This is a genomic window from Bradyrhizobium sp. CER78, from assembly GCF_029846235.1.
Taxonomy (GTDB): domain Bacteria; phylum Pseudomonadota; class Alphaproteobacteria; order Rhizobiales; family Xanthobacteraceae; genus Bradyrhizobium.
Genome location: NZ_JARVWP010000003.1, coordinates 149,496 through 174,065 on the forward strand (window position 1 = coordinate 149,496; position 24,570 = coordinate 174,065).

Here is a 24,570-nt window from a genome sequence, read left to right on the forward strand (position 1 = left end):
CGACTGTAAACTTCTGAGCCACCCGCTCCCAAAGAAAGTCTGTCCTGAGGCGGCTGTCATCTGGAATGTCAACTCGTCAGTCTCGGCAATGATCTGCAAGAACGACATGTTCGCCCCAATGCTCGTCGCGTGTCCGGTATTCATCCCGGCCTGGCACGCTTTCCTCAACGAGTGGAAAGATGGCTACGAAGAACTGCCATACTATTTGGCGTTTGGAGATTTAGCGTACCATCTCGTCGAGCAGCTGGACGCCGGCGCGCCCCAAAATTTCGAAGCGGTATTTGAAGTGGTTGAGCAATGGCATTGCAATGGAGACCCTACGTAAAGGAAGCGGCCACGATTGGTCTGCTTGAGGGAATTCAGAACGTCGCTCTGAAAAGAGGTATCAACCCGAGAAGGTTCGAATTCTGGCTGAAACCCGAGTCAAAACGCTGGTGGGATAGGCTAAATCGCTTCTGGAACGGCGAAGATGTCCTCTCGGACGATTGACCGTCCGTTTCGCATCAGCAGATGTTGAATTTTTCCATCAGATCAATTACTTCGATCACCAATCCGAACAATTCAGACGTAGGCTCCAGGCGACCACATGGAAAGAGCGCCCCATATTTCGTTCGTCAGTCTCGGCTGCCCCAAGGCGCTGGTCGATTCCGAACGCATCATCACCCGGCTTCGCGCGGAGGGCTATGAGCTCGCGCGCAAGCACGACGGTGCCGACATCGTCATCGTCAACACCTGCGGCTTCCTCGACAGTGCCAAGCAGGAGTCGCTGGCCGCGATCGGCGAGGCTATGGCCGAGAACGGCAAGGTCATCGTCACCGGCTGCATGGGCGCCGAACCGGAGCAGATCGAGGCCGCCTACCCCGGCGTGCTCTCGATCACGGGACCGCAGCAATATGAGAGCGTGCTGGACGCCGTGCACCGCGCGCTGCCGCCGGCGCACAATCCGCACCTCGACCTGGTGCCGCCGCAGGGCGTCAAGCTGACGCCGCGGCACTACGCCTATCTGAAGATATCCGAGGGCTGCAACAACCGCTGCAGCTTCTGCATCATCCCGAAGCTGCGTGGCGATCTGGTGTCGCGACCGGCCAATGACGTGCTGCGCGAGGCCGAGAGACTGGTGAAGGCCGGCGTCAAGGAATTGCTGGTGATCTCGCAGGACACCTCAGCCTATGGCGTCGACCTGAAATATGCCGAGAGCCCGTGGCAGGATCGCAGTGTCCGCGCCAAGTTCTACGACCTCGCCAAGGAGCTCGGCGAGCTCGGCGCCTGGGTGCGTCTGCAATATGTCTACCCCTACCCGCATGTCGACGAGGTCATCGGCCTGATGACCGAGGGCAAGGTGCTGCCCTATCTCGACATCCCGTTCCAGCATGCAAGCCCCGACGTGCTGCGCGCGATGAAGCGCCCGGCGGCGCAGGAGAAGACGCTGGGGCGGATCCAGAAGTGGCGCGAGCAGTGCCCCGAGTTGACGCTGCGCTCGACCTTCATCGTCGGCTTCCCCGGCGAGACCGATGCCGATTTCGCCTATCTGCTCGACTGGCTCGATGAAGCCGGGATCGACCGCCTCGGCTGCTTCAAATACGAGCCGGTCGCCGGCGCCACGTCGAATGCGATTCCCAATGCCGTGCCGGACGAGGTCAAGCAGGAGCGCTGGAACGCGCTGATGGCGCGGCAGCAGAAGATTTCCGCGCGCCGCCTGAAGCGCAAGGTCGGCACCCGCCAGCAGGTGATCATCGACGAGGTCGGCCCGACGGTCGCAAAAGGCCGGTCAAAGGCCGATGCACCGGAGATCGACGGCGCCGTCTACCTCACCAGCCGCCGCCCGCTGAAGGTCGGCGAGATCGTCACTGCGAAGATCGAGCGCGCCGACGAATACGACCTGCACGGCAGCGTCGCGGGGTTCTGACGCTTGACACGATCTGGCGTTCGGCTGTATGGCCCTGCGCCATGAAGCTGAACCGGACCCACCGCCGCGCCATCTGCCGTCGTCGCACCCGCGACGATGCTGGGCTGCGCCGTGTCCGACGCCATCGCTGATTAGCTGATATCAGCCAAGGTTTTCGAGAAGGCCGCGCCCGCAAAGCGCGGCCTTCTTGTTTATCGGCCCGTCCCCCAATCCCCGCACCGACCCCAGAGGAGATCGATATGACCAACGCCGCCCATCCGTTCGACGCGCTGATGGACATCACCGCCCGCCCCGAGGTCGTGTTCGTGCGCGGCGCCGGCTCATATCTGTGGGACGCCAACCGCAACCGCTATCTCGATTTCGTGCAGGGCTGGGCCGTCAATCCGCTCGGCCACTCGCCGGTCATCGTGGCCGACGCGCTGGCCGCGCAGGCCAGGCGGCTGCTCACGCCGAGCCCGGCCTTCTACAACGAGCAGAGCTTGAAGCTTGCAAAGCTGCTGGTCGACAACAGCTGCTTCGATCAGGTGTTCTTCGCCAATTCAGGCGCCGAGGCCAATGAAGGCGCGATCAAGCTCGCGCGGAAATTCGGCGCCAAGTACAAGAATGGCGCGCACGAGATCATCACCTTCGAAGGCGGCTTCCACGGCCGGACGCTCGCGACCATGTCGGCCTCGGGCAAGAAGGCATTCGAGCCGCTGTTCGAGCCGAAGGTCTCGGGCTTCCGCAAAGCCAGGCTGAACGACATCGAGTCGGTGCGGCAGCTGATCAATTCGTCAACGGTCGCGGTCATGCTCGAACCGATCCAGGGCGAAGCCGGCGTCTGGCCGGCGACCGACGCGTTCCTCCGAGAGTTGCGGGCGCTGACCCAGCAGCGCGGCCTGCTCTTGATCGTCGACGAGATCCAGACCGGCATGGGCCGGACCGGAAAATTGTTCGGCTATGAGCATGCCGGGATCGCGCCCGACATCATGACGCTCGGCAAGGGCATCGGCGGCGGCGTGCCGCTCGCAGCGCTGCTCGCGACCGAGCATGCCTCCTGCTTCGATCACGGCGATCAGGGCGGCACCTTCAACGGCAATCCGCTGATGTGCGCCGCCGGGCTTGTCGTGCTCGATCAGATCGGCAAACCCGATTTCCTGAAGTCGGTTGTCGACACCGGGCTGCTGCTCGAGCGCGAATTGCAGCGGCTGTCGGCGCGGCACGGGCTCGGCGAGATCAGGGGCCGCGGCCTCCTGCTCGCGCTCGATCTCAAGATGCCGATCGGCGCCGCCGTCGTCGCGGAGGCATTCGCGGCCGGCGTGCTGGTCAACTCGCCGCAGCCGGACACGCTCCGCTTCATGCCGGCGCTCAACGTCACGCGGGAGGAGATTTCCTCGATGATTGACTGCCTAGATACCGTGCTGACCAAGGTCGGCGCCGCAAGGCGGGTGGCGTAACTATCGCCCTGTCATTCCGGGGCGATGCGCAGCATCGAACCCGGAATCTCGAGGTTCCCCGGTGCGCAATTGCGCACCTGAGGTTCACGCTTCGCGTGCCCCGGAATGACGATCTCTACGGCCTGAGAATCGCCGCACCGGTGGTCGCCCGGCTCTCCAGGTCGACGTGCGCCTTTGCGGCATCCTTCAGCGCATAGGCGTGGTTGATCGGCACGTGCAGCTTGCCGTTGATCACCGCGGCGAACAGCGTGTCGGCGCCTTCGAGCAGCTCCTTGCGGGTGCCGACATAGTCGTTGAGCTTGGGCCGCGTCGCAAACAGCGAACCGTGGTTGTTGAGCTCGGCGAGCGGGAACGGCGGCACCGGACCCGACGCATTGCCGAACGAGACGAACAGGCCGCGCGGCCGCAGGCACGACAGCGATCCCGGGAACGTGGTCTTGCCGACGCCGTCATAGACGACGTCGCAGAGCTCGCCGCGGCTGATCTGCTTGACGCGTTCAACGAAGTTTTCCTCGTTGTAGAGGATGACATGATCACAACCATTGGCGAGCGCGAGATCGGCCTTCGCCTTCGAGCCGACGGTGCCGATGACATGCGCGCCGAGCGCCCGCGCCCACTGGCAGGCCAGCAGTCCGATGCCGCCGGCTGCGGCGTGGATCAGCACCCGATGGCCCTGCTCGACCTTGAAGGTCTTGTGCAGGAGATACCAGACCGTGAGCCCCTTGAGCATCAGCACGGCGCCCTGCTCGTAGGTGATGTGGTCGGGCAGCTTGACCAGCTTGTCGGCCGGGATGACGCGCTCGGAGGCGTAGCCGCCGAGGTTGTAGTAGTAGGCGACGCGATCGCCGGGATGGAAATTGGTCACTCCGGGCCCCACGGCCAGGACCTCGCCCGCGGCCTCGTTGCCGGCGATGAACGGCAGGCCGGGCGCCTTGTAGAGGCCGGTGCGGAAATAGACGTCGATGAAGTTCAGGCCGACGGCGTGCTGGCGGATCCGGACCTCGCCGTTCCCCGGCGGGCCGACCTCGACCTCCTCATAGGTCAGGACTTCCGGGCCCCCAACCTTGTGCACCCGCACAGCCTTGGTCATGTCGTCGCTCCCCTCAGAAAACTCGCGTCAAGCGAGCGAATGCCATCGGGCCCGCCTTGTCAACCAAGCAGCCCGGAACCGGCCTAGCCGGCCACCTTCTTGCGGTTGCGCTTGGCCATGACGTTGAACGCCTCGACCGCCGCCGAGAACGCGATCGCGAAATAGATGTAGCCGCGCGGGATGTGGAATTTGAATCCGTCGGCGACCAGCGCCACGCCGATCAGCACCAGGAAGGCCAGCGCCAGCATCTTGGTGGTCGGATGCTCCGCCACGAACCGCGCCACCGGTCCGGACGAGAGGTACATGATCGCGCAGGCGATCACCACCGCCGCGATCATGATCTCGATGTCCTGCGCCATGCCGATCGCGGTGATGATCGAGTCCAGCGAGAACACCAGGTCGATGATGATGATCTGCACGATCACCCAGAAGAACGCACTGGCGCTCGGCTTGTCGTCGGCCTCCGCCTCGCGCGCCTCGACCTCGCCGTGAATCTCGTGGGTTGCCTTGGCGATCAGGAACAGGCCGCCGCCGATCAGGATGATGTCGCGCCAGGACAGCGCGACGTCCCTGATTGATATCACGGGCTGCGTCAACCCGATCAGCCAGACCAGGATCGACAGCAAGAGGATGCGGAACACCAGCGCCAGCAGCAGGCCGATCTGCCGCGCGCGTTTGGCCTGCGCCGGTGGAATCCGCGACACGATCACCGAGAGGAAGATGACGTTGTCGATGCCGAGCACGATCTCGAGCGCAGTCAGGGTCAACAGCGCAGCCCAGGCTTCCGGGCTGGTGATCAATTGCATCATGCTCTGAAGGCTTTCATCCTGCGGATCACCGTGTCGCTGCCGACGATGTAGACGGCGATGGCGCAGAGACCGAAGGTGATCGGGGCTCCGACCACGAAATCGTTGGCGAGGGTGTACGCGCCGAGCAGCGCCCAGGCGCCGAGCAGCCACAGCGTCAGCCAGCGCAGCCGCACCACCCGGAACGGGTGCAGCACATGGAACGGTGCGAAGGTCAGCACGATCAGCAGCGCGACCACGATCGTCGACAGCACCGGCGGCAGATGCAGCAGGAACAGATAGAACGCCGCCGCATTCCACAGCGCCGGGAAGCCGCGGAAATGGTTGTCGTCGGCCTTCATGCGGCGGTCGGCGAAATACAGCGCGCTGGAGACCACGATGCCGATGCCGAGGATCGGCGCGGCCAGCGGCAGCAGCATGCCGCTCGCGGTGATCGCATAGGCCGGCACGAACACATAGGTGACGAAATCAACCACCAGGTCGAGCACCTCGCCCGACCAGTTCGGCTGCAGCCGCACCACGTCGAGCCGGCGCGCCAGCGGGCCGTCGATCCCGTCGATGATCAGCGCGACCCCGAGCCAGGCGAACATGTTGGCCCAGTGCTCGCGCACCGCCTCCAGCATCGCCAGCAGCGCGACCCCGGCGCCCAGCGCCGTGAAAATATGAACGGAGAATGCGGCGGTCCGCATCCGTTCTGGCAACGCATCCGGCTGGCTCGAGTGCTCCATCGGCCGAAGTGCTATCAGGAATCGGCCACCTTTGCATATGCAGTCTTGCGGCGTTCCGCCGCGCAAAGCGTTGGAAACTCTTGGTGGTTACCGATGGCTTGAAAATCGGGCCAAGCATGTCAAATGTCCTGATATGACCGACAGCTCGCAGGATTATGACGTTATCGTAATAGGCGGCGGCCCGGCCGGATTGACGGCTGCGATTGCCCTCGCCGATGTCGGCGCCCGGACCGCGCTCCTGGCGCGCCGCGCGCCCTATGCCGACAACCGCACCACCGCGCTGCTCGGCGCCTCAACCGACATCCTGGAGCGGCTCGACGTCTGGCGGCGCTGCAGCGACGGGGCGGCCGCGCTCAAGACCATGCGCCTCGTCGACGACACCGGCCGGCTGATCCGCGCGCCGGAGGTGCGGTTCAATTCCGACGAGATCGGCCGCGAGCAGTTCGGCTTCAACATCGACAATCGCTCGCTGGTCGCAGCACTCGAGGACCGCGCCGGCGAGATGGCCGCGCTGACGCGGTTCGACGATGAGGCCGCCTCGGTGCAGCCGGATGAAGCAGGGATCACCGTGGTGACGCGGCAGGGCCCGTCACTGCGCGCCCGGCTCGTGGTCGGCGCCGACGGGCGCAATTCATTGTCGCGCGAGGCCGCCGGCATCGAGGTGACGAGCCACGCGCTCGGGCAGTCCGCCCTCACCTTCAACATCACCCATACCAGGCCGCACCAGAACATCTCGACCGAGTTTCATACCGAGCACGGCCCCTGCGTGTTCGTGCCGCTCGCCGGCAACCGCAGCAGCGTGGTCTGGGTGTCAGCGCCCAAGGAGGCCGAGCGGCTCAAGGCGCTCAGCGACGAGGAATTGTCCGTCGCGGCGGAGCGGCAGTCGCATTCGATCCTCGGCCGCGTCGAGGTGCAGCCCGGCCGCAACGTGTTTCCGCTCGCGATCGAGCGGCCCCGGCAGTTTGCAAGAGACCGGATCGCGCTGGTCGGGGAATCCGCCCATGTGCTGCCGCCGATCGGCGCGCAGGGCCTCAATATGGGGCTGCGCGATGCCGCCGATATCGCCGAGATCACGGGCCAGGCGATCGGCCGCGGCGAGGATCCCGGCGCACCAAGCGTGCTGGCACGCTACCAGTCGGCGCGGCGCCCCGATGTGGCCAGCCGGACCTGGGCGATCGACATCGCCAACCGCTCGCTGCTGAGCGATTTCCTCGGCGTGCAGACCGCGCGCGCCGCCGGCCTGCACCTGCTCGGCGCCTTCGGCCCGCTGCGGCGGCTGGCGATGCGCGAGGGCCTTGCGCCGTCATGGCGGCGGTGACCAAAGCGTTTTCGAGCGAAGTGGGTACCGGTTCGCGTTAAGAAAACGCGTCAACTAAGAATCGCCTCTTAAGGAAACACCAGCCGTCCGCTCTGGATGAACCACATCACGCTGGTCAGCGTGACCACCGAGGCGAAGGTGCCGATCAAGACCGCGACCGACGCTGGCTCGATCCAGGTCTCGTTCTGCCGCGCGATCACGAACACGTTCAGCGCCGGCGGCAGCGAGGCCATCAGCACCGCGGTCGCCGCCCAGGGCTGCGCGAACGGGCCGAACAGCAGCATCAGTCCGAATGCCAGCAGCGGGTGGATCAGGAGCTTGATCGCAACCACGCCCGGCACCTCCCACGGCACCCGCTCGAACGGCCGCAGCGCCACGGTGACGCCGAGCGCGAACAGCGCCATCGGTGCTGCGGCGTTCTGCAGGAACTGGATGGTGCGGTCGAGCGCCGTCGGCAGCGGGATGTGAAACGCGGCGACCAGCGCGCCGAACACCGCCGACATGATCAGCGGGTTCTGCACGATCTGCCGCAGCACCACGCCGAGCGCGTGCAGCAGCGAGGGATGGTCGCGATCGGTGAGTTCGATCAGGAGCGGCACGATCGAGAACAGGAAAATGCTGTCGCAGCAGAAGATCAGCGCGGTCGGCGCGGCCGCCTTGGCGCCGAGCACGGCGAGCGCAAGGCCGGGGCCCATATAGCCGATGTTGCCGTAGGCGCCCGACAGGCCGGCGAGCGTCGCCTCACGCAGCGTCAGGCGTCCCAACAGCTTGGCTGCGACCATCGCCAGGAAGAACGCGATCACGGTTCCGAGCGTGGTCGCGATCAGGAATGGCGGGTTGTTCAGCTCCGCAAACGGCGTCTTGGACATGATCCCGAACAGCAGCGCCGGCAACGAAACGTAAAGCAGGAAGAAATTCATCCAGGCGAGCCCGCTCTCGGGCAAACCCTTGGCTTTTCCGCACGCATAACCGATGAAGATCAAGCCGAAATACGGCAACGCCAGATTGAGGATATCGATCATTCTGAATGTAGTTTCTCGGCCGGATTTCGGGTCGTTTTTGCAGGTCTGGAATCGGTAAACCAGGGGTTAATTCGAAGCTTAGCCCCTAGCATCGGCCACAATGTTGGTCTATCGACGAACCATGATCAAAGCGCGCACCGCCAAGTTTCAGATCGGGCAGATCGTCCGTCACCGGGTGTTCTCCTTCCGGGGCGTGATTTTTGATATCGACCCGGAGTTCAACAACACCGAGGAATGGTGGCTGTCGATCCCCGAGGACATGCGGCCGCACAAGGACCAGCCGTTCTATCACCTGCTCGCGGAAAACTCGGAGACCGAGTACGTCGCCTATGTCTCGGAGCAGAACCTGTTGCCCGATGATTCCGGCGAGCCGATCCGGCACTCGCAGGTCGCCGAGATCTTCATCAAGGACAAGTCGGGCGGCTACCGTCCGCGCAATCCCTCGCTGAACTGACATTTGGCGCGGGCGCTCACACGCCCTCGCGCCTGGCCAACACCACCGCAATCGCCCAGACGGCAAAACCCGCCAGCGCCAGTCCGGCGCCGACGAGCCCGGTCGACGTCCAGCCGTAGCCGGCCGCAACCGCCATGCCGCCGAGCCACGGCCCCAGCGCATTGGCGACGTTGAAGGCGGAGTGGTTGAGCGCCGCAGCAAGGCTCTGCGCCTCGCCCGCGACATCCATCAGGCGGGTCTGCAGCACGGTCGCGAGCGCTCCGCCGAGCCCGATCAGGAACACGTCGGCGCTCAGCGTCCAGAAGTTCGCCGCCGCCAGCGGATACAGCGCCAGCGTCGCCGCCGACCACAGCAACAGCCCGCCCGCGGTCGCCATCAGCGCGCGATCGGCAAAGCGCGGCACGATGATGTTACCGGCGGTGAGGCCGGCCCCGAACACGCATAGCGTGACCGGCACCAGCGCCGGCGAGGTGTGCGTCACCGCCAGCATGGTCGATGCGAGATAGGTGTAGACCGAGAACAGCCCCCCGAAGCCGATGGCGCCGATCGCCAGCGTCAGCCAGACATGCTTGCGCCCGAGCGCGGACAGCTCGCGCAACGGACTCGCTTCGCTGTTGGCGACGTCCCGCGGCGCGAAGATCAGCACCAGGATGGCGGTGAGCAGCGCAAGACCGGCAACGATCGCGAACGCCCAGCGCCAGCCGATCGCCTGCCCCACCCCGTTGGCAAGCGGCACGCCGATCGTCGTCGCGATGGTGAGGCCGAGCAGGACGCGGCCGACCGCGGCCGTGCGTTTATCCATCGGCACCAGCGAGGCCGCGACCAGCATGGCGATGCCGAAATACGCGCCATGCGGCAGCCCGGCGAGGAAGCGCAGCGCCAGCATGGTGTGATAGTCGGGCGCGAGCCCCGAGAGGCCGTTCATCAGCGCGAAGAAGCCCATCAGCGCGATCAGCAGATTCCGCCGCGTCATGCGCGCCGACAGCACGGCGATGACAGGCGCGCCGACCACGACGCCGAGCGCGTAGGCGCTGATCGCATGACCGGCCTGTGGCTCACTGACATGTAGATCGTGCGCGAAGAACGGCAGCAGGCTCATGGTCGCGAATTCGGCGATGCCGATTGCAAAGCCGCCCATCGCCAGCGCGAGGTGGACGATGCCCGGATGAAAGGCGCCGGGGACGTTGTCCTGATTGACGCGATCACCCGCATCGGCCGAAGGGCGGCCGGCCGGCTGCGGCAAATGCTCGCTTCTAGGCCGGGCGACCGGCTCTCGCCGCTGCGTGTTGATTTGCTGGGACATTCCGGCGACTTCCATGACAGCGAACGGCGGCCAGGGTTCGCGGGAGAACCGCGCGCACATTCGCGCGTCGACGGCGCGCGTTGCGCGCCTTCGTCTGGCCTCCCGTGACGGATTTATGATTGTGCTTCGACGCCCGAGGACTTCTCCGGACAAGGCAACGGTGATGCGGCTTGGCGCGAGCGATTTGCCTTGCGCAACCATCGCACACGAGCTGCGCAATCACCAGCGCGGCAGGCTGCCATCAGCCAGTCCGTATCGCATGACAAAAAAAGGCGCCCTTCCGGGCGCCTTTTGAGTTGCGATGATCTCGCGATGTCGTGAACGCTTGAGCGCTTACTTGGCTGCGGGATTGGCCGGAGCCGGCGTCGCACCAGCAGCGCCGGCGCCTTCCAGCTTCTTGCGCTGCTCTTCGGCGCGCTTCTGCAACTCTTCCTGCAGCTTCTTCGAGTTTTCCTCGAACACCTTCGGGTCGGTCGGCGGGCCGTCGAAGGCCTTGGCGAATTCGGTGTTGAGCGGCAGCGGCAGCGTCAGCGGCGCGCCGTTCGAATTGATCGCCTGAACAACGAGGTTCTGGCCCTTCTTCATGTTGGCGATCAGTTCGGGCGTTGCTTCATAGTCGGACATGCAGCCGTTCTGGAAGCAGATCACGTAGGGCGCCTGCTGCGGCGGGTTGTTGTCGACGATGATGCGGGTGCCGTGCACGAGTTGCATGCCGAGCGGCAGCGTGACGCGCAGGATCTTCTTCGGCTCGCCTTCCGGCTCGATGATCACGGCGGCGATGACCGGCTGGCCCGACTCGATGCGGCCGTCCTTGCCGGTGAAGCAAACCTGTTTGGCGTTGGCTTCCTGACCCTTCAGGCAGAACTTGGTCCAGGGGGCGTAGATGAGCTGGATCTGCTGATCCTGGGCCGGCTGCTGGGCGGCCGCAGCGGGCGCCTGACCTGCGGCCGGTGCTTGGGCCGCTGGTGCCTGGGCCGGAGCCGGCGCGGCCTTCGGAGCTGCCTTGGGTGCCGCCTTGGGCGCAGCCTTCGGTGCCGCAGGCGCCGGCGCTGCCGGCTGCTGGGCCTGAGCGGCAGGAACCAGGAGCGCTGCAGAGAATGCCGTCGCCGCCATCAGGGCAACAATTCGCCCATGCGGCCGGACCGGGGCGGCCAAGATACGGAAATTCATTGCGGAAAACCCTTTCTGAACGGCAGCGCCCGAAACCGCTGCAGGCGCCGACACATAGCCGTTTGGGCGGCTGTCTCCTAGTCAATTGAGGCGGATACGTGACAGGCGTTCCCGCCTTCGAATTGCACGCCTTCAATACAGCGGCGCGCGGAAAGATCAATGCCGACAAGCGCATTTGCGCGTATGTGACGACGAGTTTCGGCGGCCTGTGATAAACCTCGGCCGTGACGTTTCGCGAATCAAATCCGGCGCCTCACGCACCTGTTCCCGGGCACGGTTGGCGCGCCGCATTGGCCGCCATCTGGCTCGCCTTGGTATTCGTCCCGGCACTGCTGACCGGCGCACCTGCCCCGGCGGTTGCCGCCGAGAGCCACGCGATCGCGATGCATGGGGCGCCGGCGCTGCCTGCCGATTTCACCCATTTGCCCTATGCCAATCCGGACGCTCCCAAGGGCGGCCGCCTGGTCCTGAGCCCACGGGAAGGCACCTTTGACAGCCTCAATCCCCTGGTTGTTCGGGGCCTCGCCGTGCAGCAGCTCCGGGGCTACGCCTATGAGCGCGGCTATGTCTACGAAAGTCTGCTGGTGCGGAACAATGACGAGCCGTTCACGCTCTATGGCCTGCTCGCCCGCAGCATCGAGACCGACGACGCCAGAAGTTATGTGACATTCCATATCGATCCTCGGGCGCGCTTCTCCGACGGGCACGAGGTCACGGCCGACGACGTGGTGTTCTCGCTCGAATTGCTGCGCGACCACGGCCGTCCGCTGCATCACCAATATTATTCGAAAGTCGCAAAGACCGAGGTGCTCGACCCGCTGACGGTGCGGTTCGATTTTGGCGGCGTCGCGGATCGCGAGTTGCCGATGATCCTCGGCTTGATGCCGATCCTGCCGCGCCATGCCACCGACGTCGCCAAATTCGAGGAGACCACTTTGGCGCCGCCGATCGGCTCCGGCCCGTATCGCGTGACGGCGGTCAAGCCCGGCACCAGCGTGACCTTCACCCGCAATCCCGATTACTGGGGCCGTGACCTGCCGGCGAACCGCGGCTTCTGGAATTTTGACGAGATCAGGCTCGACTACTACCGCGACGCCAACGGCCAGTTCGAGGCGTTCAAGCGCGGCCTCTATGACTTCAGGACCGAGCCCGAACCGCTGCGCTGGCACGATGGCTACGATTTCTCCGCGGCGAAAAACGGCGAGGTGATCCGCGAGGCCATCAAGATCGGCACGCCGCAACCGTCTGAATTCCTGGTGTTCAACACCAGGCGGCCGAAATTTGCCGACGTCAGGGTGCGGCAGGCCCTGCTGTTGCTGTTCGATTTCGAATGGATCAACCGCAATTACTATTTCGGGCTCTATTCGCGCTCGGGCGGCTATTTCGCCGGCTCGGAGCTGTCCGCCTATGGCCGCCCCGCCGATGATCGCGAGCGCGAACTGCTGAAGCCATATCTGTCGCACATCCCGCCCGACATCCTCGAGGGCCGCTATCGCCTCCCGATCACCGACGGCTCAGGACGCGACCGCACCATCCTGCGCAACGCGCTCGCGCTGCTGTCGGAGGCGGGCTACGCGCTTGACGGCACGGTGCTGAAGCAGCGCGCGACCGGAACGCCGCTCCGGATCGAGATCCTGGTGACGGCACGCGAGCATGAGCGGATCGCCCTCGCCTACCAGCGCGACCTGAAGCGCGCCGGCATCGACGCCGCTGTGCGGGTGGTCGACGCGGTGCAGTTCGAGCAGCGCCGGGTCGCCTATGACTATGACATGATCCCCATTCGCTGGGACCAGTCGCTGTCGCCGGGCAACGAGCAGTGGTTCTACTGGGGCAGCCAGGCCGCGGATATGCCGGGCACGCGCAACTACATGGGTGCCAAGGATCCCGCCATCGACGCCACGATCGCCGCGCTGCTGGCGGCGCGGGAGCGGCCGGCCTTCGTCTCGGCGGTGCGGGCGCTGGACCGGGCCCTGACCTCGGGCTTCTACGCTATCCCCCTATTTAACTTGGGAGAGCAATGGATCGCGCGGTGGAATCGGATAGAACGGCCTTCGACCACGGCGTTGACGGGCTACCTGCCGGAGACTTGGTGGCAGAAGCCCGGCGCGCAATCAAAGTGATCTGCCAAGTTAACTGCAATGTGAACTGCCGGGTGATGCGGACCGACGCGGCATGACCTGGTCCGATCGAAGCGATGCAACCGACGTTGAACCTGTGAACCAGTCGATCACCTCGCCCACGCTCGATACGCTGTTCAAGCGCACGTTGGCGCGGCAGCCCGAGGCGCTGGCGCTGGTCGACCCGCTCAACAAGCAGCGCATCACCGGACAGACCCGCAAGCGCCTGACCTACACGCAGGCCGACCGCGCGATCTCGGCAATCGCGGCCCATTTCGTCGAGATCGGATTGCCGGCCAATACGGTGATCGCGGTTCAGCTGCCCTCAACGATCGAGTTCGCGCTGACGGTGCTCGCCGCCCACCGGGTCGGCCTCGTGGTGGTGCCGATGCCGCTGCTGTGGCGGCAGGCCGAGCTGACGTCCGTACTCAACCGCACCGCGGCGCGGGCGATCGTGACCTGCAGCAAGATCGATGGCGTCTCCTACGCCGACATCGCCATGAACGCCGCGGCGGAAGCCTTCTCGATCCGCCATGTCTGCGGCTTCGGCGCCGATCTGCCCGAAGGCATGTCGTCGCTCGACGAGGCGATCCTGCAGGACTCCCGGACCACGCGCCGCATGATCGAGGACGGCCGCAAGCCGGCGCTGATCTCCTTCGACGTCACCAGCGACGGCTTCCGTCCGGTGCCGCGCGCGCATTTCGGCCTGATCGCCGGCGGGCTCGCGATGTCGCTGGAGAGCGACCTCGCGCAAGGCGCGACCATCATGTCGGCGTTCGCACCGATGTCGTTTGCCGGCATCTGCTCGTCGCTGGTGACCTGGTTGCTGTCGGGCGGAACGCTCGTCATGCATCACCCGTTCGACGAGGAGACGTTCGAAGCCCAGTTCAATGATCACGCCTGCGACACGTTGATCGCGCCGGCGCAGCTCGCACTGCGGCTCGACGAGCAAGGCCTGTCGGAACGGCTGCCCACCCTGCGCAACGTGATCGGCCTCTGGCGGACGCCGGAGCAGGTTGCCTCCAGTGCGCACTGGACCTCGCGGCGGGTGACCATGACCGACGTCTACCTGTTCGGCGAGGCCGGGCTGTTCGGCGCCCGCCGCAATGCCGAGGACGGATCGCCGGCGCCGATCAAACCGGGCCCGCACAGCGCGCCGCGCGAAGCCCCCGGCGCATCGATCGCCGGCGAGATCCTGCTGACCCCGAAGGGCACGCTCGGCCTGCGCGGGCCGATGGTGCCGGTCGCGGCCTATGCGCCGCCACCACCTCCGGGCGACAGCCTGATCGCGCCGCCGCCGCGCGATTACGTCGACACCGAATACGCCGCCCGGCTCGACCGCGTAACCGGCGCCGTCAACATCACCGCCCCGCCGTCGGGCGTCATGACGGTCGGCGGCTACCGCTTCCTTGCCCAGGAGCTGCAGGAATGGTCGCGCCGGCTCGGCCAAGGCGCGCTGTTGACGGCTTTGCCGGACCGCCTCAGCGGCCACCGGCTCGCCGGACGGGCGCAGGACAATGCGCGGGCCCGCGACGCCCTGACAGAACTTGGGCTTAACCCATTGATGGTCGAGGCATTTCGCGACCGTAACGGCACCGGAACGCCTTAAGATCTTATCATTGCGTTAGTCTTAGCATTGTGTTGACGCCGCATTAAGCCATGCCAACTAGCATCGCAGCCGTTGCTGTTCTTAAGCATTGGTTTCGAGCGTTCGAATGTCTCAACAAGGTCCGGTCCTCATCGTCTCGGCGTCGGCAAAGCCGCCGTTCGCCGCGGTCCTCGATGAGACCAAGCTGTTTCCGGTCGTCGTCACCGACTGGAACGAGGTCGGGCGCGCCATCGAGCAGGTCAAGCCGGCGGCGATCATCGCGGCCGCCGAGGGCGTCGACTTCGTCACCCTGTCGGGCTTGGCCAAGCGCGCCGCCGCCCGCGCGCCCTATCTGCCGCTAATAGCGGTCGATCCCGCGACCACCCTGCCCGACACCGTGATCGCGTTCTTCCAGCACAAAGGCATGCCGGATCGCCTGGTGGCCCGGCTCAACGCGTCCTTACGGGTTCGCGCGCTGCACGCGACCGTGATGCGCCGCCTGGTACCTCCGGCGCCGCTCGCAATGTCCGATATCGATCCGGTCGGAGAGGCCACGGCGCTGCTGATCGGCCGTGGCGGCGCCTACCCGGCGCTGTCGGTCGCGCTCGGCGAACGCGCTGGCGTGGTTGGCGCGCTCAGCATCGAGGCGGCCGCCAAGCATCTCTCCAACCGTGACATCGACGGCATCGTGCTGGCCGAGGGATTCACGCCGCGCGTGATGGATGCGTTCCTGACGGTGTTGACCGAGGATGTTCGCTTCCGTCCGTTGCCCGTGATCGTCGCATCCGGCGACCTGACGCCGCGCTACGAGCTGCCCAATCTCGAGATCGTCACAGCCGGGCCGACCCGTGTTGCCGACATGGCGTTGCCGATGATCCGGCAGCATGCCTTCGAGGCGCGGCTCGGGCGCATGCTCAAGGCGATCGACGCCAAGGGCCTGATCGATCCCCGCACCGGCCTGCTCACCAAGGCCGCGTTCGAACGCGACTTCGCAACCGCCGTCTATCACACCGCCGAGCGCGGCGGCGCGCTCTCGGTGGCGCGCTTCACCTTCGACAACGCGCAACCGCGTGCGCAATTCGACGGCGCGCGGATCATCAGCCGGCTGATGCGCCAGGCCGATTTCGGCGCGGTGTATGACGACCGCTCGCTGGTCGTGGCGTTCGCCGGCACCGACCTGCGCAACGCGCAGGCGATCACGCGGCGATTGGCGAGCGTGATGCGCCACACCCAGAACGGCCGCCGCGACGTCAGGGCCGAGCCGACGGTCAGCGTCGCCACGCTGCTCCCCAGTGATTCCGCGATGTCCCTGCTGGGGCGGCTGTTCGGGACGCCGGAGCGGGCGGCGTCGTAACAAGCAATGCGCCGCATTATAAGGTCGCAAATCTTTCGAGTGTCGTCAGCAAATCACCGGGGAATCAGTAACGGCGGCTTTGCGCGTGCCCGGGTGAACACTGGTCGTAGCCCAGCATCGGAAGCAAACGGACTTGGATAGACGTTCCGCGGGTCACAGAGCTGGCAACCGTTTGGCCCCCAGGGCTGCGTGGCCGCCGCACCGCACAGCGGCAGCGCCATGCGGGCCGCAACAGCTGGCGGAACAGCCTGTTGACCGCCCTCGCAGTAGTATGCAACCGCAGTCTTGCTCGCCGATAGTGCAAGCAACGCTGCGATGAACAGAGTTCTCATGCTCGCCTCCAAGCTCTTCGGACCCGATCAGCAGAAAAGCAATTTGAGAATAGTTCGGGCCCGCGCAGCCGTATAGTCGCTCGTCGAGCCCGCCGGTGCGCCCCCGCTCGCAGACCCTGACCCCGTCCGGCCACACGGAAATAGACGCACCGCCGCCTGCGGCTCACCCGCCGGCACGCGGCGATTGGCGAGCGTGATGCGCAGCACCCGGAACCGTCGCCGCGACATGCGCGCGGAGCCCGCCGTTAGCGTCGCAATGCTCATGCCGGGTGACTCCGCTCAGTCGCTGCTGGGACGTTTGTTCGGGACGCCGAAGCGCGCGGCGCCGTAAACTGCGCGAGCCCCGCGAGCCAATACCAGCAAAATCAAAAGATTACCGGCGCTTACGAGAGCACGTCGCTCAATGCAGCCGCAGCACAGGGTTTTGCGGTACGTTCACCAGAACGGCCGCCGAATTGCTTGACTGTGAATAGCCTGCAAAACCTCGAATCTCCGCCGTTGCGCGAGAGCGATCATGCGAAGTTGGCCCGACAACTAAGGGTGATTCGATGAGTGACAATTTCAGTTGGGCGGACAAAGATTGCGTGGTCGTGCCGTCCCAAGACGCGATCGCAGTCTATGCAAACGCTAACAACGACCTCGTCATACGTCGTGAGCGGACGTGGGACGAGGATGAGGACACGTTCATCGTCATTTCTCGTCGGTACACCCGAACTGTGATAGAGGCCATGGAACGGGTGCTCAAGGAGACCGCTACGCCAGCTTGATCAAGAAGACCGCTGGTTCGGGCCAGCGGGCCTCGTGAGAGTTACAGGGCCAGCTACGAGCATAATCGAGACGATTTATGTTCACCCGCACGAAGCAGCTGGCGCACTACATTGCGAAGCGTCATCCAGGTATTCTGAAATGAAGCCATTCATCAATTGCTCTGGCATGGTCAGCGAAGAGATCGCAGCCGAATTTCGTGAACGGCGGCCGGAGGGCTTGTCCGATGATTGATCCAGTGACCGCCGGTGCTGGTGCAGCGGCCAGCCTCCTAGCTTTAGACCCAGTGAAAAGACTTCTAGGACCAACAGCGGACTTCTTGGGCGCAGAGCTGGCTGCATACACCAAACGCCGTTGGTCCCACGCCGAGAAAGTTATCGAACTCGCCGCCGAACACGTACCAGAACCAGACGGAAAATCGGTTCCGCCGAGGGTTCTACTTGCCGCCTTAGACGAGGGCTCAAAGATTGAAAGCGAAATTGGTCATCGATATTTCGCAGGTGTGCTCGCCTCATCGCGGAGCGAAAGTGGAGAAGATGATAGCGGCGTAGTGTTTACGTCTATGCTTTCGACGATGTCATCCGAGCAGATGAAATTGCATTGCGCGCTATACACAGCGCTACACATGCAGTGGGCGGGCTCGGAGAGGAATTTAGGGGACGGAGACGGGCGCGGCAGGACGAAGACAGCTATTAAAATAGATGTGTTTCTTCGGATGTTCGGCGGTGGGACCAGGTTCGCTGCTCAAATCGAAACCGGAATGTTTAGCCTCTATCAAAACGGTCTAATTGATAACTTCCGTTATTTTGAAACCGGAGCCGTATCAGGACAGGTTTTTCACTATCTCAGCTTCACTCCAACCGTCTTAGGCTGTCAGCTTTTCTTGGCTGCCATTGGACAAAACAGACCCAAAGCATCCGACATTATAAGCGGCCAGATCACGTTTAAGCCTATGGTTGACCTTTCTAGGAATGAAGTTTTCGATGCATCTGCAATCCAAGAATTCGATCCGAGCCAACATCAGGCGCCACTCGGACCCATTCCCCCGAACTGACACCCATCATTGTGCGCCGTGCCCAACGTTCTCATCGCACGCGTGATGGTGGGCACGCTTTGCTTTGCCCACCATACGAACTACGAACCGGCAATGGCGTTGATAGTCCGGTGAACTTCTACGCCGCCTTCTTGCTTTCCGCGAGATTGGCCAGCTGCCGCAGGCTCTCGGTGGTGCCGGCCGCCGGAAAACGGCTACAGTTGCAATCGCGGTCACCAGGCGTTGCGGCCCGTGTCCCCACTTTTCAGCACCAGGCCCATCTGCAGCCGACGAAGCGGTAGTAGTAGATTCTGCGGACGTGATGGCCGCCGGACGAGCGTCGCGGCCCACTCGCATTCAGCTGCTTTGGCACGTTTGGGTCCTGGCTGCCCGGATCGACCTGGACAGCCCTGCGCCGCAGCTCGGCGGCCTTGGCGGCATCGGGCGCACCGAGTAATCCCCGCTCCTGCATGACGGCGAGGTATTTGAGAGAAAATCCATCGTTGAGATCGGCCGCCTGCTGAAAATATTGCGCGGCCGTAGAGTAGTCGCGCGGCGTTCCCTTGCCGTAGAAGTACATCAAGCCGGTCTGGGCGAGGGCGAAAGGATTACCCGCCTCGATTGCCTTCTGATAGAGCTCGAGTGCTCTCGCCTCATCCTTCTTGACGAAATTGCCGTTGGAATACATCGCGCCGAGATTGCTGATCGCGCCCGGCTCTCCCGCTGCGGCCGCCTTGCTGAACAGCTCGAATGCCCGCGGCATGTCTTTGACGACCCCGCGCCCCGTCGCAAAATAGACCCCGAGCTTGCCTTGCGCCGGTGCGTAACCGGCATCCGCAGCTTTGGTCAGATAGCGTTGCGCCGCCAGGTAGTTTTTCGTTCCGCCATAGGCGAGGCCGAGTAGGAATTCGAGCCGTGGCTGATCGGGATTGGCGCGCACCGCCGCCTCGCAGATCGGGACCGCGGCCGCAAAATCATGCGTGTTGTCGATCTTCAGCTGTTCCGGACTGGCGAACGGCGGCGCAGGCGCGGCCGCGCGCTCGCATTCGCTGTCGAGGCCGCCGGCGCCACTCTGCGGCGTTGGGGATGTGGGTGGCATCGCCTGCGGCGCAGCTGCGGCAACCTGCTCAGCACCGCCAGCTGCCGCTTGGGGCGCAGCAGCCGGTTGCGTCGACGTCGAGGGCGCTGAGCCGCCGTCAACCTGCGACGGCGGAGCGGCCAGATAGACGTCACCGACCAGAGAGGAACTGTCCCAGGGCGTCTGCTTCTGATCGGTTGCCGCGAGCACGTCGCCGCGAACCCTGGACAGCATCTGGCGCACTTCGATGCCGGGTGTCGCGATATGTTTCAGGAGCGCGGATGTGAATGGCGAATTTCGCCCGGCACCGTCGAGCGCAACGTTGTTCGGCTGCGTCGAATAGACGATCAGCGACCCCTGCCCGCTGGCGTCGACGCGGCCGAGCCCGCGACTTGGCGCCGCGCGGCTGCCGCGCGCGAGCTTCTCCAGAAAGGGATTGTTGCGGCAGGCGTCGAGGATGATGATGTTGGCCCGCCCCGTCCCCTCCATCTCCTGCTGGATATCGGCCAGGTTCACGGTGTTGAAGCGCACATCCGCCGGCGTTTCGATCTTCGCGTCGATCGGGACCAGATAGTTTTCACCGTTCATCTGCAGGCCGTGACCTGCGTAGAAGAACAATGCGACGTCGGCACCGCTCAGCCGCGCGGAAAAATCGCGCACCGCGTTGGCCATGGCATCGCGGGTTCCGTCGCGCGCTTCGATCACGTTGAAGCCCATGCCACGCAAAGCCGTCGCGAGATCGGCTGCGTCATTGGCGGGATTATCGAGGACGGGAACGGCCCGATACTTGCTGTTGCCAAGCACCAGCGCCAGGCGCGTGCCAGCGAAGGCCTCGATCGGCAGAACGGTCAACGCAAGGCAAAGCCCGATGAAAAGCAACCGGCAATGGAGGTGATGCATCGTGCTTGCTTGCGGCTTTCAGTACCGACTGCGAACGACCTTGAGATGCAAATCATACCGGCAACACCCATCCCAGTCAAAACCCTGATCCAACACGACGTTGTGTTGAGACCAAAGGCGCTCGAAGAAGACCGCTGCCGTGTGCACGGAACCGCGCACAGCGTCGTGCCGTTCACTTGCGACAAGATCAGTGAGCGAAGTGTGATCCCCGCCCACCCGCGTCAGACGTGAGCCGACCCGGATAGCGCCGCGAGCGAAGTTTCACGCCGCCTTCTTGCTCTCCGCGAGGTTGGCGAGCTGGCGCAAAATCTCTGTCGTGCCGGCGAGCCGCTCTTCCGGCGTATCCCAGTCCTGGAAGAACACCACCTTCATGTCCGGCCGCACCTTGGCGGCCTGGCCGTGCTGACGGATGAAGGTCACCAGCCGCTCCGGATGCGCAAAGCTGTTGTCGCGGAATGCGATCACGGCGCCCTTCGGGCCGGCATCGACCTTGCCGACATTGGCCCGGCGGCAATAGGCCTTGATCGCCGCGACCTTGAACAGATAGCGCACCTCGTCCGGCAGCACGCCGAAGCGGTCGCGCATCTCGGCCGCGAAGGCGTCGATGTCCTCGTCGGTGTCGAGATCGGCAAGCCGGCGATAGAGCGACAGCCGCACGCTGAGATCGTTGACGTAGTCTTCGGGGATCAGCACCGGCATGCCGATCGTGATCTGCGGCGACCAGCGGTCGGCGGCAGGCTCGGCAACGCCGGCCTTGAGATTGACGATCGCCTCCTCCAGCATCGACTGGTACAGCTCGAAGCCGACTTCCTTGATGTGGCCGGACTGCTCCTCGCCGAGCAGATTGCCGGCGCCGCGGATGTCGAGGTCGTGCGAGGCGAGCTGGAAGCCTGCGCCGAGCGTCTCCAGCGATTGCAGAACCTTGAGCCGACGCTCCGCCTGCGCGGTGATCTTCTGCTGCGCCGGCAGTGTGAACAGCGCATAGGCGCGCAGCTTGGAGCGGCCGACGCGGCCGCGCAGCTGATAGAGCTGGGCAAGGCCGAACATGTCGGCACGATGCACGATCAGCGTGTTGGCATTTGGAATGTCGAGACCGGACTCGACGATCGTGGTCGACAGCAGGATGTCGTATTTGCCGTCATAGAACGCGGACATGATGTCCTCGATCACGGTCGGCGGCATCTGGCCGTGGGCGACCGCGACCTTCATCTCCGGCACGTTCTTGTCGAGGAAATCCTTGACGCCGGCGAGGTCCTCGATCCGCGGCACGACATAGAACGCCTGGCCGCCACGATAGCGCTCGCGCAGCAGCGCCTCGCGGATCATCAGGGGATCGTGCGGCGCGACGAAGGTGCGCACAGCGAGGCGATCGACCGGCGGCGAGGCAATGATCGAGAGCTCGCGGACGCCGGTCAGCGCCAGTTGCAGCGTGCGCGGGATCGGGGTCGCCGACAGCGTCAGGACGTGGACCTGGGCGCGCAGCTGCTTCAGCCGCTCCTTGTGGCTGACGCCGAAATGCTGCTCCTCGTCGACGATCAGAAGGCCGAGGTCCTTGAACTTGATCGCCTTGCCGAGCAGCGCATGGGTGCCGACGACGATGTCGACACTGCCGTCGGCGAGCCCCTTCTTGGTCTGGCTCAGCTCCTTGGTCGAGACCAGCCGCGAAGCCTGCGCGACATTGACCGGGAAGCCTTTGAAGCGCTCGGTGAAGGTGCGCGAATGCTGCCGCGCCAGCAGCGTGGTCGGCACCACGACCGCGACCTGCCGGCCTTCGAGCGCCACGGCGAACGCCGCGCGCAATGCCACCTCGGTCTTGCCGAAGCCGACGTCGCCGCATATCAGCCGGTCCATCGGGCGGCCGATCTCGAGGTCCTTCAGGGTCGAATTGATCGCCCCCAGCTGGTCCTCGGTCTCGTCATAGGGGAAGCGTGCGCAGAACTCGTCATAGACATGCGGCTGCAGCGGGAATTTCGGCGCCTCGTGCAGCTGCCGCTCGGCGGCGATCTTGATCAGCTCGCCCGCGATCTCGCGGATGCGGTTCTTGAGCTTGGCCTTGCGGGCCTGCCAGCCGCCGCCACCCAGACGGTCGAGCTCGACATTGGCGCTGTCGGAGCCATAGCGCGACAGCAGCTCGATGTTCTCGACCGGCAGGAACAGCTTTGTCTCGGCCGCGTAGTGCAGCTCGAGACAGTCATGCGGCGCGCCGGACACTTCCAGCGTTTGCAGGCCGACGAAACGGCCAATGCCGTGCTCGACGTGGACCACGAGATCGCCGGTCGCAAGGCTCGTCACCTCCGAGATGAAATTGTCGAGCTTGCGGCTCGCCTTGCGCGGCCGCACCAGACGGTCGCCGAGGATATCCTGCTCGCTGATGACGGCGAATTCGCTGGTCTCGAAGCCGGACTCCATGCCGAGCACGGCCAGCATGGTCTCGTTGCGCGGCGTCGCCTGCACGATCCGCCAGGTGTTGACGCTGGTGGTGTTCAAGAGCTTGTGGTCGCGCAGCATCGCGCCCATGCGATCGCGCGAGCCTTCGCTCCACAGCGCGACGATGACCTTCTTGCGCTGCGACTGCAGCGCGCCGATATGGCCGACCACGGCCTCGAACACATTGACGTTGCTGTCGGCGCGCTCCGGCGCGAAATTGCGGCCCTGCCGCGCGCCGGCGTCGAACACATCTGCCGTGCCTTCGGGGACCGCGAACGGCGTCAGCCGCGCCAGCGGCAGGTCGCCGAGCAGTTTGGTCCATTCGGACTCGGTCAGATACAGCTTGTCCGGCGGCAGCGGCTTGTAGATCGCGCCGCTGCCCGGATGCTCCAACGCTTCGCGCCGCGCGTCGTAATAGTCCGAAATCTGCGAGAAGCGTTCTCGCGCGGCATCCTCGCCCTGCGGCTCGATCGCAATGGTCGCGCCGTCGAGATAGTCGAACAGCGTGTCCATCCGCTCCTGGAACAGCGGCAGCCAGTGCTCCATGCCGGGATGGCGCCGTCCCTCGGAGACCGCTTCATAGAGCTGGTCGTCGCGTCCCGGCGCGCCGAACGCCGCGACATAGCCCATGCGGAAACGGCGGATGGTCTCAGTTGTGAGCTGGAATTCCGAGACCGGCACCAGATCGAGGCCGCGCATGTCGAGATGCGTGCGCTGGGTCTCGGCATCGAAGGTGCGGATCGATTCCAGGCTGTCGCCGAAGAAGTCGAAGCGCACCGGCTGGTCGAGGCCGGCCGGAAAGAGATCGAGGATGCCGCCGCGCACGGCATATTCGCCGGGCTCTCGCACCGTGGACGAGCGGGTATAGCCATTGTGTTCGAGCCAGGCCACGACCGAGTCCATCGGCACGACGTTGCCGGGCGCGACCGACAGCGCTTGGGCCGCGACCTGGTCGCGCGCCGGCACCCGCTGCACGGCGGCGTTCACCGTGGTCAGCACGATCAGCGGCTTGTCGGAGCCCGCCAGCCGCGACAGTTTGGCCAGCGCGGTCAAGCGCTGCGCCAGGATGCCGGAATGCGGCGAGACGCGGTCATAGGGCTGGCAGTCCCAGGCCGGAACCTGCATCACGGCGATGTCGGGTGCGAAGAATTCCAGCGCGCGGGCGAGCTGCTGCATCCGCGCACCGTCGCGGCACACCACGGCAAGGCTGACCGCGGGCCGCTTCGGCTGCGCGGCGATGGCACGCGCCAGATCGGAGATGACGAGCCCTTCGGCGCCCTCGGCGACGTTGGCGATGGTCAGCACCCGGCCCGGCGCGAGCATCGCGGCCGGAGATTTCATCGGCTGCTTCATGCGCTGGGATCCGCGACCCGGAACGCCTTGATGCGGGCAAACAGCGCGGTCTGATGCTCGGCAGCCAAAACCTTGTCGCCGGTCAGCGCGGCGTAGAGGTCGGGATCCGGCACTTCGATCAAATGCTCGAGCTCGCCGAGCTCCTGATCGGTGAGGTCAGCGATTTCGGCATCGGCAAAGCGGCCGAGGATCAGGTCCATCTCCCGGGTGCCGCGATGCCAGCAGCGAAACAGAAGCCGCTTGCGGCGGTCATCGAGCCCGCTGCTCGATCGTGTCGATCCCGTCATGTCCCAAAATCCATCGAACGCCAAAAGCCCGGACGTGCCGGGCGGGCTTGATATAGCGATGGCGGAAGCCGATGTCAGCCCTCATTCGCTGCCTTTTGGGGTT

General features: G+C 64.9%; 19 protein-coding genes. 10 read left to right on the forward strand and 9 right to left on the reverse strand.

Features of this window, described 5'->3' with window-relative positions; all coding sequences use genetic code 11:
• The first annotated feature begins 88 nt into the window (after positions 1–88).
• The 3 genes from QDT69_RS06600 to QDT69_RS06610 all read left to right on the forward strand — a co-directional run bounded on the left by QDT69_RS06600 (position 89) and on the right by QDT69_RS06610 (position 3,342).
• Positions 89–325: a hypothetical protein gene (locus QDT69_RS06600; protein WP_279705812.1), complete on the forward strand. Its 237-nt coding sequence runs from the start codon at positions 89–91 to the stop codon at positions 323–325.
• 261 nt (positions 326–586) lie between these two features.
• A complete protein-coding gene (gene rimO, locus QDT69_RS06605; protein WP_279705813.1) occupies positions 587–1,906 on the forward strand; it encodes a 30S ribosomal protein S12 methylthiotransferase RimO in 1,320 nt (439 codons plus the stop codon).
• Between the two features lie 239 nt (positions 1,907–2,145).
• Positions 2,146–3,342 carry an acetylornithine transaminase gene (locus QDT69_RS06610; protein ID WP_279705814.1) on the forward strand — a complete coding sequence of 399 codons (1,197 nt, stop codon included), beginning with the start codon at positions 2,146–2,148 and terminating at the stop codon, positions 3,340–3,342.
• A 115-nt stretch (positions 3,343–3,457) separates the two neighbouring features.
• On the opposite strand, the gene QDT69_RS06615 is transcribed toward QDT69_RS06610, so the two are convergent.
• The 3 genes from QDT69_RS06615 to pcsA all read right to left on the reverse strand — a co-directional run bounded on the left by QDT69_RS06615 (position 3,458) and on the right by pcsA (position 5,966).
• Positions 3,458–4,432 carry a quinone oxidoreductase gene (locus tag QDT69_RS06615; RefSeq protein ID WP_279705815.1) on the reverse strand — a complete coding sequence of 325 codons (975 nt, stop codon included), beginning with the start codon at positions 4,430–4,432 and terminating at the stop codon, positions 3,458–3,460.
• 83 nt (positions 4,433–4,515) lie between these two features.
• Complete coding sequence (locus QDT69_RS06620; protein ID WP_279705816.1) at positions 4,516–5,241, reverse strand: TerC family protein; 726 nt, start codon at positions 5,239–5,241, stop codon at positions 4,516–4,518.
• Positions 5,238–5,966, reverse strand: coding sequence for a phosphatidylcholine synthase (gene pcsA / locus QDT69_RS06625; protein ID WP_146983952.1), 729 nt, complete (start codon positions 5,964–5,966; stop codon positions 5,238–5,240). Before pcsA ends, QDT69_RS06620 begins: the two co-directional genes overlap by 4 nt.
• Positions 5,967–6,099: 133 nt before the next feature.
• On the opposite strand from pcsA, the gene QDT69_RS06630 reads away from it, so the two are divergent.
• The gene (locus QDT69_RS06630) at positions 6,100–7,284 is read left to right on the forward strand and encodes a UbiH/UbiF family hydroxylase (protein WP_279705817.1); all 1,185 of its coding nucleotides are present in this window, start codon (positions 6,100–6,102) and stop codon (positions 7,282–7,284) included.
• Between the two features lie 68 nt (positions 7,285–7,352).
• Here the strand turns inward: QDT69_RS06630 and QDT69_RS06635 are convergent, their stop codons facing one another.
• Entirely contained in the window at positions 7,353–8,306 is a 954-nt protein-coding gene (locus QDT69_RS06635; RefSeq protein WP_279705818.1) for an AEC family transporter, read from the reverse strand.
• A gap of 121 nt (positions 8,307–8,427) precedes the next feature.
• On the opposite strand from QDT69_RS06635, the gene hspQ reads away from it, so the two are divergent.
• On the forward strand, positions 8,428–8,760 hold the full coding sequence (gene hspQ, locus QDT69_RS06640; protein WP_050406639.1) for a heat shock protein HspQ: 333 nt from the start codon (positions 8,428–8,430) through the stop codon (positions 8,758–8,760).
• Between the two features lie 16 nt (positions 8,761–8,776).
• Here hspQ and QDT69_RS06645 read toward each other — a convergent pair whose 3' ends face one another.
• Positions 8,777–10,063 carry an MFS transporter gene (locus QDT69_RS06645; RefSeq protein WP_279705819.1) on the reverse strand — a complete coding sequence of 429 codons (1,287 nt, stop codon included), beginning with the start codon at positions 10,061–10,063 and terminating at the stop codon, positions 8,777–8,779.
• Positions 10,064–10,396: 333 nt separating this feature from the next.
• A complete protein-coding gene (locus tag QDT69_RS06650; protein ID WP_279705820.1) occupies positions 10,397–11,233 on the reverse strand; it encodes an invasion associated locus B family protein in 837 nt (278 codons plus the stop codon).
• A gap of 383 nt (positions 11,234–11,616) precedes the next feature.
• On the opposite strand from QDT69_RS06650, the gene QDT69_RS06655 reads away from it, so the two are divergent.
• The 5 genes from QDT69_RS06655 to QDT69_RS06675 all read left to right on the forward strand — a co-directional run bounded on the left by QDT69_RS06655 (position 11,617) and on the right by QDT69_RS06675 (position 18,443).
• Entirely contained in the window at positions 11,617–13,353 is a 1,737-nt protein-coding gene (locus tag QDT69_RS06655) for an extracellular solute-binding protein (protein ID WP_279706185.1), read from the forward strand.
• A gap of 52 nt (positions 13,354–13,405) precedes the next feature.
• Positions 13,406–14,959, forward strand: coding sequence for an AMP-binding protein (locus QDT69_RS06660; protein ID WP_279705821.1), 1,554 nt, complete (start codon positions 13,406–13,408; stop codon positions 14,957–14,959).
• A 106-nt stretch (positions 14,960–15,065) separates the two neighbouring features.
• A complete protein-coding gene (locus tag QDT69_RS06665) occupies positions 15,066–16,292 on the forward strand; it encodes a GGDEF domain-containing protein (RefSeq protein ID WP_279705822.1) in 1,227 nt (408 codons plus the stop codon).
• 880 nt (positions 16,293–17,172) lie between these two features.
• Entirely contained in the window at positions 17,173–17,391 is a 219-nt protein-coding gene (locus QDT69_RS06670; RefSeq protein WP_279705823.1) for a hypothetical protein, read from the forward strand.
• Between the two features lie 224 nt (positions 17,392–17,615).
• Positions 17,616–18,443, forward strand: coding sequence for a hypothetical protein (locus QDT69_RS06675; RefSeq protein WP_279705824.1), 828 nt, complete (start codon positions 17,616–17,618; stop codon positions 18,441–18,443).
• A gap of 244 nt (positions 18,444–18,687) precedes the next feature.
• Here QDT69_RS06675 and QDT69_RS06680 read toward each other — a convergent pair whose 3' ends face one another.
• The 3 genes from QDT69_RS06680 to QDT69_RS06690 all read right to left on the reverse strand — a co-directional run bounded on the left by QDT69_RS06680 (position 18,688) and on the right by QDT69_RS06690 (position 24,467).
• A complete protein-coding gene (locus QDT69_RS06680) occupies positions 18,688–20,352 on the reverse strand; it encodes a caspase family protein (protein WP_279705825.1) in 1,665 nt (554 codons plus the stop codon).
• Between the two features lie 309 nt (positions 20,353–20,661).
• Complete coding sequence (mfd, locus tag QDT69_RS06685; RefSeq protein ID WP_279705826.1) at positions 20,662–24,180, reverse strand: transcription-repair coupling factor; 3,519 nt, start codon at positions 24,178–24,180, stop codon at positions 20,662–20,664.
• Positions 24,177–24,467 (reverse strand): succinate dehydrogenase assembly factor 2, encoded by a 291-nt coding sequence (locus QDT69_RS06690; RefSeq protein WP_050423658.1) that lies wholly within the window; start codon positions 24,465–24,467, stop codon positions 24,177–24,179. Before QDT69_RS06690 ends, mfd begins: the two co-directional genes overlap by 4 nt.
• Positions 24,468–24,570 lie beyond the last annotated feature (103 nt).